The 13,855-nt window shown below is 32.9% G+C and carries 8 protein-coding genes; all 8 read right to left on the bottom strand.

Annotated features, from left to right (window positions below; all coding sequences use genetic code 11):
- Window positions 1–7: 7 nt before the first annotated feature.
- Window positions 8–751: a deoxyribose-phosphate aldolase gene (gene deoC, locus B8T70_RS08765; RefSeq protein ID WP_086894629.1), complete on the bottom strand. Its 744-nt coding sequence runs from the start codon at window positions 749–751 to the stop codon at window positions 8–10.
- A 174-nt stretch (window positions 752–925) separates the two neighbouring features.
- Entirely contained in the window at window positions 926–1,312 is a 387-nt protein-coding gene (locus B8T70_RS08760; RefSeq protein WP_242667446.1) for a VanZ family protein, read from the bottom strand.
- Entirely contained in the window at window positions 1,305–1,685 is a 381-nt protein-coding gene (gcvH, locus tag B8T70_RS08755; protein WP_086894628.1) for a glycine cleavage system protein GcvH, read from the bottom strand. Before gcvH ends, B8T70_RS08760 begins: the two co-directional genes overlap by 8 nt.
- Before the next feature lie 87 nt (window positions 1,686–1,772).
- Window positions 1,773–8,984, bottom strand: a complete 7,212-nt coding sequence (gene sprA / locus B8T70_RS08750; protein WP_086894627.1) for a cell surface protein SprA — start codon at window positions 8,982–8,984, stop codon at window positions 1,773–1,775.
- A 30-nt stretch (window positions 8,985–9,014) separates the two neighbouring features.
- A complete protein-coding gene (gene ruvA / locus B8T70_RS08745; protein WP_035617819.1) occupies window positions 9,015–9,596 on the bottom strand; it encodes a Holliday junction branch migration protein RuvA in 582 nt (193 codons plus the stop codon).
- Window positions 9,597–9,678: 82 nt separating this feature from the next.
- Window positions 9,679–11,970, bottom strand: a complete 2,292-nt coding sequence (locus B8T70_RS08740) for an NADP-dependent malic enzyme (protein ID WP_039114890.1) — start codon at window positions 11,968–11,970, stop codon at window positions 9,679–9,681.
- A 180-nt stretch (window positions 11,971–12,150) separates the two neighbouring features.
- Window positions 12,151–12,576, bottom strand: coding sequence for a CBS domain-containing protein (locus tag B8T70_RS08735; protein WP_039114892.1), 426 nt, complete (start codon window positions 12,574–12,576; stop codon window positions 12,151–12,153).
- Window positions 12,577–12,833: 257 nt separating this feature from the next.
- Window positions 12,834–13,855: OmpA family protein (locus tag B8T70_RS08730; RefSeq protein ID WP_165763199.1), on the bottom strand; the 1,022-nt coding region annotated here is incomplete at its 5' end.

Here is a 13,855-nt window from a genome sequence, read left to right as displayed (position 1 = left end):
TGTGAATTTAATATTGGTTTTGTGAAGTTTCTCCGTTTGCAATTGCTTTGGCATTTGAAGTTCCTATACGCTTCACTCCAAGATTAATCATTTCGACAGCCTCATTATATGACCTTACCCCACCAGCAGCTTTTATAGGAAGCGGCGAAGCATTTTCAAGCATCATTATAATTGTTGGAACTGTTGCTCCATTTGGCAAATTATTTTCTGTTTTATAAAAGCCAGTTGATGATTTTACAAAAACAGAAGAATAATCATTTTCATCAAAATTTTGAATGATTATGTTTTTTATTAATGCCGACAGCTGTATAATTTCGGTATCGTTAAGTGCTGCGACTTCTATAATCCATTTCACAACTTTTTTATTGGTCAATCCCAAACGTGTACATTGCAAAATCTCATTTTTTACTAAATCAATTTCCCCGTTTTTAAAAGCTTCATAATTACATACAAAATCTAAATCATCAGCTCCGTTTTGTATTACTACATTTGCTTCCGCAAGCTTTGCTTCTAAATTTGATTTCCCTTCAGGAAAATCGATCACAGTACCTATCAAGAGATTTGATTCTGCCTTCGAGATCATTTCTTTCGCCAAACTAACTTTATCCGGACGAATCATTATCAATTTGAAACGCTCAGTTACAGCCTCTTCAATTGCATCTTTAACTATCTGTGTATTTTCTGCTTCAGTCAAATTAGCTTGCTCAGCAGTTTTTAAATATGTTGAATCTAAGTATTGTCTAATATTCATGGGTATAATAAATTAATTGTATTAAATCCTGGTTGGCAAAAATACATTTTATATTGAGATAAGTTTGGTATAAACTGTTACTTTTAATTAAGCCTAAACAAAGTACAATCACTAACATAAATATTACATTACCAAAAATATTAAAAACAAAAAATCCCACCGAAGTGGGATTTTTTAATTTACTATTTTAGAGATTAGCTTATTAAATAGTAGCACCGCAATTATTGCTGATGTTGCTCCTATTGCATTCGCTAAAAAATCCATCATGTCGGCACTTCTTGTTAAAGTATATTTACTTTGCAAAATCTCTATTGCAAGTCCGAAAAAAATCGAAAAAACAAAAGAAACAAGTAACGGCTTATAATTATCTATGCTATTAAATTGTTTTTTAAAAAACAAAAACCATAGTATTGTAAAACCAAAATGAAAACAAAAATGAACTAATTTATCTATGTAAGGAATTTTTATTGTTGGGATATTACTTGACTCTGTTAAACAAAGAAAAACGATAATCCCTGTCCACAATAAAGCCAAACATAAAAAAAATATTTGTTTAAGCACCTATTAATTCTTTATAAGCTTCATCAGATAATAGAGAATCTAATTCTGATGTGTTAGAAATTTTAATTTTAATCATCCATCCAGCTCCGTAAGGATCTGAATTTACTGTTTCTGGAGCACTTTCTAAACTGTCATTAAAAGCAATAATCTCTCCTGATAATGGCAAAAACAAATCCGAAACTGTTTTAACAGCTTCAACTGTTCCAAAAACTTCGTCTTTATCAAGCGTTTGATCTAAAGTTTCTACTTCAACATAAACAATGTCTCCTAATTCTTTTTGAGCAAAATGAGTAATTCCTACTGTTGCAACGTCACCTTCAATGCTAACCCATTCGTGATCCTTTGTGTACTTTAAATTTGTTGGTATATTCATAATAAATACTTATTGATAATTGATAATTGAATTTTAATAGGGCAAATGTAACAATCTTCTAATCAAATCCACTTTAGAATCTGAAATTTAATTTCCAAAATTATATCTAATTGTAAATCCTGATCGAATATTCGTTAAAGGATACGTAGTCGAAATAACTGCTTTAGAAAATGAATGATCGTAATAAAAAATTGCCGTTAGATTCTTGCTAAATGAATAATCTGCTGTAATTTTTACAGACCAAATATTCTGTCCTGCAGCAAGTTGATTATTATCATAATCTAGATAACGCACCATCGTTTGGTTATTTCGATATGATAAATCTCCTTTTATATTAATATCACTTTTTATAACTCCTGTAGGACTATCAGCTAATGTCGATGAAAAAATCACATCTTTAATACGATATCCTAAACCTATTATATACTCCATCCCTTTAACTTCGGTCAATAGATTGTTATCGAAACTCATAGATAATGCTCTGTCTTTTTTAATTTCTGTAAGTACTTTCAACGAACTTTTTAACTCAAAATCCATTCTAATAAGCGGACTAAATTGCTCTACTAAATTGACATTAGACATGATTGTCGCATTATAGAAATTACCACTATCCGGATCCAATCCTCCTGGACTCTGATCATATTTAAAATTAGAACGATACTGGTTAATCGTATAAGATGCTCTATAATTATGCTGCAAAGAGAAACGCTTAAATTTATCTTTAAAGTATTTATAACGCATCAATCCATTATATTTTATACTCCAGTTTGGAAGCGGAAAGTTTCTAAAAATACCTGTCGAGCTTTTTGATGCATCTGCCCCTGAATAGGCTGCCAAAAACGAAGGAAGCAAAACTGCCTGATTACTTTTTGTATATCCTATTGGGTACCCTTGATTTGAAACAAATAAATTATATTTTGGATCTGTTGGCCCTGGAATAGGATTATTTGCATCTCCATATCTTGGAATTTCAACTCCTGAACCATAATACCCCTCTGCCAAACGATTTGCAATTACCAAACGATTGCTTCTAAAATCATCAAATGCCGATGATGAATTTTCATCGCTTGTAGCAAATGACGTTTTAATTAAAATCGTTGAGATTGAGAAAATACCATAATTGTATGGCGATCTTGCATGATACAATCCAGTTTCATCAACATCATATTGTTCAGAGAAATTTGCTGAATAGGCACGATCTGCACTCAAATCAATTTTTAAGTCTGGCAATAAATCAATATTCGCAGTAGCTTTAAACATCTTGTTTGTTACTTGCGAGAAGTTCTGATTAAAATCCTGATAGTTTGTTAACCAACCATTTTTAGCAGCTTCATAACGTACATCATCCTGACTTCCGAAAATAAAACCTAAAGATGGTCGAGATGAACCTAAGAATCCAACGCTTGGTGTATACCCTGGTAAAACAGTTCCGCTATTAATAGTATAGTTTACCTGAATATTTTTTATACTAGTTAGTACTCCCATTAAACCATCATGAAATGCACTATTTACAACCAATGGTTGGTTTGTATTTACTACTTTCTCTCCTGGTTTTGGTACAGTTGGTTTAGCCTTAGGAACTTTTGCGCCCCCCTTATTATTAAGCCCCAAATACTTATAAAGCGTATTCATATTCATGGTCGCCGTAAATGTATTCGAATTTGCATTCTGAACTGTATTCCCTAAATCATAAAAATTACCACTTCCATCCTCATAACTAGACAATGCCTCTGAAGTACGTTGCCAACTATAATCTCCCGTATAGGAATAATTTGCTTTTAAGAATCCTAATACAGGAATCTTATATAATGGAATTTCGTAATTTAAAATCAATTGTTGCATATGCTGATTTGGCGTACCCATGTCCCAATAGCTATCCCAAATACTAAAGTTCTCAATTGGCTCATTATCTGCATTCATATAATTTTTAACTATATTATTAGATGATGCTGTATAATTTATTTTTAATGATTTCGTAAGATTAAAATTAAAACCATACTGATAATTAAAAGCAAAGTTTCTTCTATACATTGGATCCAATCCAATACCTTCAACATTTTCTACTTGTCTAAATTCCTGACGATTATATTGTCTTATAATATTAGTATTAAACGAGATATTAGATGGCAAATAATTAAAATTAAAATCGCTTAACAATTTCCAATAGTCACTCTTCTTAAAGAATTTATTTTTCTTAAGCGGTTCAATTGTCTTTGGCTGAAAGCTGTATGCATAATTTACAGTTGTACTAGACTGTTGATCTCGGTAACTCGCAATTTCATAATCATGACGTTGCACTTCATTATATGATTGCGAGAATGTAAAGTTTTCAGGGTCATAAACGTGTTGTTTTTGCTCTGGCGCTCTATCTTTTCTAACTCCAATAAAGTTGATGCTTCTACGCTTTGTATAATCAATTGCACGGTTTTTTATATTATCTCTTTCGGCAGCATCTGTCGTTACATCCAATAACTGTTTCAATTTAATATCTTCATTAAACGGATCATATTCTGGCGTAATTACTTCTTCTCCAACAGCGTAATTAAATGGTAAATTAATTCCCCATTTAGGCGGCAATAACTTACCTAAATTCAAATTAGTTACGATATTGTATTGTTGTATATCTTCTCTACTTCTTTCATTCGGTCCTTGTTCCAGAGATCCAAATCCTATAGTACTTTTTCTACCTGTTGCAGAAACCGTAGCAAAATCGGCAAAATTAGTATCTAAATTTAAGATTGCGGCCATACCTCCTTTATTGTCCATCTCGGCAAGACGCAATTCATTAAACCAAACTTCTCCTTTAATATCCTGATGTGTTTCTGTATTCTTCACACCAACCATTAAATTCCTAACCAATCCAAAGTTCGGATTTCCTTTTATCCCTAATCGCAAAGTACTATCTCCATCACCATCTGGCTTGGTTATATCATCATCCGGATAATAAATTCCATCAAGAGGAAGTGTATTTGGGTCAATTTTCATCGCCTCAATTTTCATTTGTGTCAATAATGACAAAGCCAAATCAATATTATTTTCTTCTGGCCAAACAACTTCAGGGCTTAAAGGAGAACAATCTGAACCTGACGTAGAAACCGGAATAGTAACTTTTAAAGGAATTTCTATTTGATAGAAATTCTGAGTAAAGTCATTTCCAAAACGGATAAAACCTACCATTTGTCCATTTTGCAACACCTGTTCATTTGGTAATGATTCAGCATGCAAAAACATTTTTAATCTGTTGTATTGACGCATATCAACACTTACGTTTTTAAATACAGCTCTGGAATCTTTTGGTTGCAATCCATTTCCAGCAACTCGTAATGCTAATGCCTGTTCGTTTTGATTAATAATTGTATTATTATTATATAATTGCTCACGCGCTACTCCTGGAGGAGAAACATAATTTACTGGACATCTAGTACTATTTTCTTCAATATTTACAGCAGAAACATCGAAAGTCGTATTATCATCTTCTACATTAACATCAGCAGGATCTAATGTATTTGTGTATCTTCTCCACTCTCCTCTTACCAAATCTAATGCTCCAAAACGAACTGTAACATCACTTTCAAATCCTGTCATAAACATTCTCATGAAACGGATTGATCTAAAATCTGATATATTACCAATCGTATTTTGAGGTTGCGAAACTGGAATTTTAAACTGAATCCATCTAGCAGCAGTTACTGCTCCATTTACCATAGTCACTTGGGTATTTTTTATATCTGTAATATAATTTTGCCCTATTTCCATATTTGGCTTAATATCGATGCTATACTCATAATAAGCATTAATCGTATTCATGGTATTATCTCTGTTGATATCCTCAACATCAGGAAGTGTTGTCGAAGCTCTATTTGCATCGTTTATATTTACATTCGAGTTTCCTTCAACACCGTTATAATTCTTGTAACGATCTAAAACACCACCATCAGCATTTAAGTAATAGGTATAATTATCCGCAGCTGGGTCATTTGTTGAGGCAAAATTATTATAAACTGCCCCTTCTCTAGCGTCTGGTAAACCATCAAGACCTACATCCTGATTGGCTCTATTACCGCTATCGTTGTCAAATGCGTAAATTAAAGATTGCGATGCTGGAACATCTCCCCACATAGGCTGAGGATTAACCACAATCTGACCTGGTCCTAAACCATTTTCATATTGTTTTCTTCCATCTTTTAAAATATCTTCTGAAATCTCTCCTAAGTTAAAGTAAACCTTACCTGTATTGGTTTGATCTGTTTCTCCTGCTCCCACAAATGGATCTAATACCCAAAACTGAATATATTCAACATTTCCTTGTTCAAAATCGGTTGAGCTCAAAGCACGCATTATCCCTCCAAAATTATCTTTTGGGTTTGTGGCATAATTTAAATTATTATTATAAGGTCCTCTTTCTGATGGATAGTAAGTTAAATCCAATGTGTTTACCACTTGCGATTGTCCTTGTGCAATATCAGTTAATGGATACAACTCATCACTATAAATTCTACGGGTCGAGTTTAATGATAAATCATCATTACTTATCCCTGATGGTTTAGAAGAATAAAAAACTGGATCAATTGTGTACCATGCTAGTTTTGCTCTTTTAAAACCATAACTCATATCATTGGCTTTGGCATTAAAATTATAGGTACTTACAGCATTCTCCTCTGGCGTAGATGCAAGACTCCATGCATATGCCGAACGCATATCTATTGTTGATTGCGACCCTTCAAAATCATCTACGTAAATAGTTGATTCTCCTTCAAAATTATCTGCTTTTGGAGTACCTGGTTTTAAGAAGGCTATTTCTCCTCTTAACGAAAGATTAGAAGGAACATCCGTATCTATAAATGGTAATTTATTTACTAATCGGGTAAAGAAAGGAATCTCGGTAGAGAAGTTTGTATTGAAACCATAAATCATATTATTTACAGATTCCTGTCCATAACTCGATTTTTGTGTAAACGGTTTCTCTGTCATTTGCAAAAAAGTACCTCCAACAGTAAAATTCTCTGAAATTTTATGTTGTACATCTATTCCCATAAATCTTCGGGTTTGTTGTCCGAAAATAGAATTATTCTCTAATGAAATCTCTATTGGTGTATTTGATGCCTGAAGCGAAGGATCCAAAATCTGAACTCTTCCTAATTGATAGTTTACACTATAATCAATCCCCTCAACCAAAACACGTCCTCCAGCAGTAACAACTACAGAACCTTGAGGAACATTAAAAGCTCCTATAGGAATTCCGTCACCTCCTGTAGATTTATACTTACCTCTTAATAAGAATTTATTTTTATCACTATCCTGTAAAGCTGCAGATTGTGTACTAGCATACATATTACGGAATACATACTTGCTTTGATTTGCATTATAAGTACTTGTATTACGATAGTCTTCTCCTGTACTATTTGATAATTTAGAGAATAACAATTCTCCAAAAGGCTCTTTAGTTGTAAATATAATTCTACCATTTTGAGCATCCATTGTTAATCCCGGTAAGAAATCAAAAAAACCATCACCACCCGTTTGTGGGTCATTATTGTAGTTTAATTTATCCAAATTAAACACTTTAAGCAAAGGTGTTTCTTCTACTTTATTATCTGGTGTAGGATTTGGGGGAAATGGTGTTCCTGAAACTGGCGTGATATAATTTATAGGAGACGGATCTGTATATAAAATATTAAACCTGAAATCTTCTTGTTTTATTTGATATGCTCCAGGAATTTGATAGATATTTTTCATCATCAAATTCCAAACCGGATTCTTAACATTTGTCAAATTGCTTTTAAGCATTTTCAAAATCAAACTTTGCGTTATGATTGCTTGATTTGAAGGATTGTTACCTGTTACTACTGTACCATCTACACCATCATTACCAAATTCCCCTACTTGGAATACCTGATCTCCCATTGTATATTCATAAGCAACTGCCAAAACCTCGTCATTTGCCAATCGTTGTTGTAACGATAAATATCCTAATTGTGGATTAAAAGTATATTCATTAGAATTTAATTTTCTTGCATTTTCTAATTTCGAATAATCCTGTCCTTCACTTACTGTAATACCATTAAATCCTGAGCTTGAAGTAACAATTTCACGAATATTACTATTCAAATAACCTGTTCCTCCTGCTATTAATTTTGGATCATATTTATTATTACTATTATTCGCTGGTGAATTTATTGGATTAAGAAACATTCCCGCTGAAGGATTAAGCACCACAACTTCACTATCTGGAACTCCTGATAATTGTGCCTCACCTAAATCCTGAAGTGCTATAACGTTTCTTAAATTGTTATTTGTAGTACTTACTCTATTTTGTTTATTAGTAATCCAAACTTCTAATCTTGTTATTTGAACTCTACTATCTATAAAAGGGTATTTTCTTAAAGACGAATCATATTTACCTCTAAAGTATTGAGATAAAAAGAAGTGCCTGTCATTATCATAATTTAAAGCATACAAATCAAAATCCTGAACTGTACCTCCACCTTCGGCTACTACACTTTTACTTTGAGATTTTTGCTCTGAGAAAACTCCCGTAATTGTAGTTTTACCAAATTGTAATTGAGCTTTTACCCCAAATAAACTTTGTGCTCCTCTTATTAAAGTACTATTAAGCGGCATACTTACGTTACCAACCTCAATTTTCTGAATGATATCGTCTTCTGATGGTGTGTATTCTAATTTTATTAAATTTTGGAATGCAAATGTTGATTGTGTATCATAATTAGCATTTACATTTAATCGAGTACCTACTTTCCCTTGTAAACTCATACTGATACGCTGATCAAAATCAAAAGAAAGATTTGATCTGTTTCTAGGAGAAAAGGAAGGATTGTCTTGTTTGGTATAACGAACTCCTAAATCTATTTCGACAGAACCAGTTGGTTTTACATCGATGGTATTACTTCCAAAAATAGATTCGAAAAGTCCAGATCTAATATAATATCTAGGTAGTAAATCTTTTTTGGCTAATTCACTTCCATCTTTTTTACCATCAATAGCATCTGCTTTTTTCTTAAAATAATCTCTTCTAGACTCTTTTAATATTAAAGCTTCGTATTCTTCTGGCGTTAAAATAATGGGATAATTAATCGAAAAATCATCTACGCTATTGGTATAGATATAGCGATCTGTAATAGGGTCGTAAGTATATGCGGAAAGAATACTTTGTGGATCTTTTATTTGTATTTTACCAACAGAATACCCTGTTTTAGTTGTATCTTGAGCTTCCTGTTTTACCTGAGCCTCCGATACAAACCCACAAAATAAAACCAGCAAAAAAATACAAATTTTATGCATATAGTCCGTGTGTTTTAAAGTACGTTTTTTTTATAAACTTTTTAAAGCCTTCTTAATTATTGACTCAACAGTCGCTTCAGGATCTTCTTTTATGATTTTTTCAACCACTTTTTCAGATGTTTTTCTGACAAATCCTAAAACTTCTAAAGCAGATAACGCTTCATCTCTGTTTGTATTGTTTTGAAGCATTGAAACTTCATCTAAATCGTACAATTTAACAATTTTTTCTTTCAAATCAAGGATAACTCGTTGGGCAGTTTTGTTCCCAATTCCTTTTATTGATTGAATTACACCCACATCTCCCGATGCTATTGCATTAATAATTTGTTTCGGATCTAATGAAGATAACATTGTTCTGGCAATATTAGCTCCAATTCCTGATACCGATAACAACATCCTGAAGATTTCTCTTTCGGATTTTTCTATAAAACCAAATAATGTATGCGCATCTTCTTTTATTTGAAGATGCGTATACAATTTTATAAAATCACTATTTGGTATTAACGAATAAGTGTGTAAAGATATATTTACATGATATCCTACTCCACCACAATCGATAACAACTTCGGTAGGCGTCTTTTCAACTAATTTTCCTTGCAAATGTGCAATCATAATATAATGTTAACAGCGCCAAATATAGTAAAATTTGAAGTAAAAATACCACAATTTTTAAACAATACTTTTTTACCTGAAATTATTTAATCAAATTATTCTTTTTAATTTCTTTTTCCTGAGCATCAATAACAGCAATAGCTGCCATATTAACCATTTCTTCTACACTTGCCCCTAATTGGAAAATATGTACTGGTTTACCCATACCTAACATTATTGGTCCTATTGAATCTACTTTATTCAATTCTTTCAATAATTTATAAGTAATATTTGCCGATTCTAAGTTAGGAAAAATAAGTGTATTAACTTTCTTTCCTGCTAATTTAGAAAAAGGAAATTTTTCCTGTAGCATTTCTGGGTTCAAAGCAAAATCAGCTTGAATTTCTCCGTCGATAACTAATTCAGGATGATTTTTATGCAAGTAAGCTACTGCTTCTCTCACTTTGGCAGCTCCTGGATTTGTCGAAGAACCAAAATTAGAATATGAAACCATTGCAATTACAGGCTCTACTCCAAACATTTTAGCTGTTTTAGCTGTCATAACAGCTATTTTAGCCAAATCATCTGCTGATGGATTGATATTAATCGCAGTATCTGATAAGAACATTGGCCCACGATTCGTCATCATCATGTTTGCCGTAGCTACAAGTGAAGCTCCTGGTGCTTTCTCTATAAGCTGTAACATTGGTTTTACAACCGATGGATAACTTCTAGAATGACCTGTTACCAATGCATCTGCCTCTCCTTCATTAACCATCATTGCAGCAAAATAGTTTCTTTCGCGCATTAATTTTTGAGCATCTAGCAAAGATATTCCGCGTCTCTCTCTTGTTGACCAGTAAGAAGATGCAAATTGGTTTCTTCTTTCTTCTTGATCTTTCGTTTTAGGATCAATAATCTCAACATCTGCATCAAATCCTAATTCAGCTTTAAGCTCTAGAATGATTTCTTTATTTCCTAATAAGATTGGAAAACCAATACCTTCTTCATATACAATTTGGGCCGCTTTTAATACATTTAAATGGTCTGCTTCGGCAAAAACGATTCTTTTTGGATCCATTTTTGCTCTGTTTGTAATCAAACGAACCATTTTATTGTCATTTCCTAAACGAGCCAAAAGTTCTTCTTCATACTTTTCCCAATCAGTTATTGGATTTAAAGCTACTCCAGACTCCATTGCTGCTTTGGCTACTGCCGGCGCAACTACGGTAATTAATCTTGGGTCGAAAGGTTTTGGGATTATATATTCCCTTCCGAATCCTAATTTAGTCGCTCCGTAAGCAACATTTACTTGCTCTGGAACTGACTCTTTTGCTAATGAAGCTAACGCTCTAACAGCAGCCATTTTCATTGCTTCGTTAATTTTAGTCGCTCTTACATCAAGAGCTCCTCTAAAAATATAAGGAAATCCTAATACATTATTTACTTGGTTAGGATAATCAGAACGTCCCGTAGCCATAATAACATCCTTACGAGTTGTAATCGCTAGGTTATAATTGATTTCCGGATCAGGATTTGCCATTGCAAAAACGATTGGATTTTCAGCCATTCCTAATAACATATCAGCTGTCATAATATCTCCTGACGATAATCCTAAAAATATATCCGCTCCTTTTAAAGCTTCTTCTAAACCAATTGGTTCAATATCTTTAGCATACTTTAATTGTAAAGCAGATAATGCAGGGTTATTTTTAGTTAAAAGCCCTTTACTGTTATACATTAAGATATTCTCAATTTTTACTCCTAATAAAACATACAAATCAGCACAAGCCAAAGCAGCAGATCCTGCGCCTGAAACTACCATTTTTACATCTTCTGCTTTTTTATCTGCTAACTCTAAAGCATTTATCAAAGCTGCCGAAGATATAATTGCAGTTCCGTGTTGATCATCGTGCATTACCGGAATATTAAGCTCTTCTACCAATCTTCTTTCTATTTCAAAAGATTCTGGTGCCTTAATATCTTCTAGGTTAATACCTCCAAAAGTTGGAGCAATATTCTTTACGGTTTGAATGAATTCTTCAATATCTTTTGTTCCAATTTCAATATCAAAAACATCGATATCAGAAAATATTTTAAATAACAATCCTTTCCCTTCCATTACTGGTTTTGATGCTTCAGGACCAATATCTCCTAAGCCTAAAACCGCGGTTCCATTAGTGATTACAGCAACAAGATTCCCTTTTGCAGTGTATTTATATACTTCGTTTACATCTCTTGCAATTTCTAAACATGGTTCGGCAACACCTGGTGAATATGCCAAAGATAAATCTCTTTGGGTTGCATATTTTTTGGTTGGAACTACTTGAATCTTACCTGGAGTAGGCTTTGAATGGTACAATAACGCCTCGCTTCTTTTACTATCTTTATTCATTGTTTTTAGATTTTATTCTAGCTTACAAAGATATAAGACTTGGCTTAAAAAGGAAGCTTTTATATTATTCTTTTATTCTTTTATATTACTCTTTTTTCAAAAAACTAACTTTATTTTTAATCCAAAAAAAATAACCTGAAATTAATTAGGCTATTTTTTGCTATTCTTTCACACCATATTCTATTGTGATATATAGGAATTTAAGTGATTAATAGTATCCTTTTGAATTTCTATTATTGATTTCACAACGTCACTTATAGAAATAATTCCTACCACAATACCATTATCTACAACAGGCAAATGTCTAATTCTTTTACTACTCATTAACTCCATACAGGAGTCTAAATTATCCGACAAACTTATTGTAATCACATTGCTTTCCATGATTTCATGAACAAATGTCTCTTTTGAAGATTTATCCTTTAAGACAATTTTTCGTGCATAATCTCTTTCTGACAATATACCTTTTAGCTCTGTTCCATCTATTACTAAGATGGCACCAATGTTTTTTTCTCCCATTACTTTTAAAGCCTCGTAAACGGTAGTCGATGAAAGTACTGAATAAACTTCTTTTCCTTTCGTGCTTAGTATTTGATTAACAGTCATATCTGATATTTTTAAGAACTATAAATTTAAAAAAAAACAAGTTACGAATAACATTATTTTATCTTTTTAACTTAAAAAATTATTTAATCAGCTGTCAAAACTAGAGAAACAAAGAATTTTATTTATTTTTATAACACATTTAGTAAATATTTACTCAACACCAACCATCTGAATAAAAAACAAACAATGCCCTTTCTGAAATTTCAAAAAGAGCATTGCTTTTAAATATGGTATTTATTATTTAGATGTACTGAATATTATTCCATCGAGATGATGATAAATTCACTTCTTCTGTTCAATTGGTGTTCGGCTTCGGTGCAAGGAACTCCATCGGAACAGTGGTTTACTAACTGACTCTCGCCATATCCTTTGGCGGTTAATCGATTAGATTTAATTCCGTTTTTTATCAACCATTGTTGGGTTGATTTGGCTCTTCTGTCTGATAATACCAGATTGTATTTGGCTGTTTGACGACTATCGGTATGGGAGCGGATATCGATTTTCATCTTTGGGTATTGCTGCATTACCGCCAGGATTTTCTCTAGTTCGAAGGCGGCATCTTTGCGGATGATGGATTTATCTAAATCAAAATAGATGATAGGTATGTTTAGCGTTTTGGCTAAATCGGTTCCTACTGTGATTGGCTTGATGCGTTTTTCTAATTTTATATTTAGCTCTGTTTCTCCTGATTGCTCTTTTATGATTACTGGAGTTTCTATGGTTTCATAATCTTCTTTGGCTGCTCGTACATGATAGGTTTTGTTACAATCTACTTTAAAACTGTATGTTCCGTTTGCTGCTGTTGTAATCTCGCCTATTGTTTTAAATTGCTCGTCGAGCAGGGTTACTTTGGCATTGTCTAGTATAGCGTTGGTTTCTTTGTCGCTTACTATTCCTTTTAGGGTTTGCTCGCAGTTTAGTTTTCTTGTTTGGGTTAATTTGTAAATATCATCGTTGCCGTTTCCGCCTTCTCTGTTGGAGGTAAAGTATCCTTTTTGGGTTTCGCTATCGATGATAAATGCAAAGTCGTCTTGTTTGCTATTTATTGGTGCGCCTACGTTTTGTACTGTTGTAAAGGTGTTATCGTTGTTGTTATCATTGATTTTGGTAACGTATACATCGAGTCCGCCTAGTCCTGGTCGTCCGTCGCTGGCAAAATATAGCTGGTTGTCGTTTGCTATAAACGGGAAGGTTTCTCTGCCTTCGGTATTGATTGTTTTTCCTAGGTTTTCTGGTTTTCCAAAGCTTTTGTCGCTGTTTATCGTTACGCTATACAAAT

Source organism: Flavobacterium sp. AJR, assembly GCF_002156885.1.
GTDB lineage: Bacteria > Bacteroidota > Bacteroidia > Flavobacteriales > Flavobacteriaceae > Flavobacterium.
The sequence above is the reverse complement of the archived record's forward strand: the minus strand, read 5'-3'. Positions and strand labels throughout refer to the sequence as shown.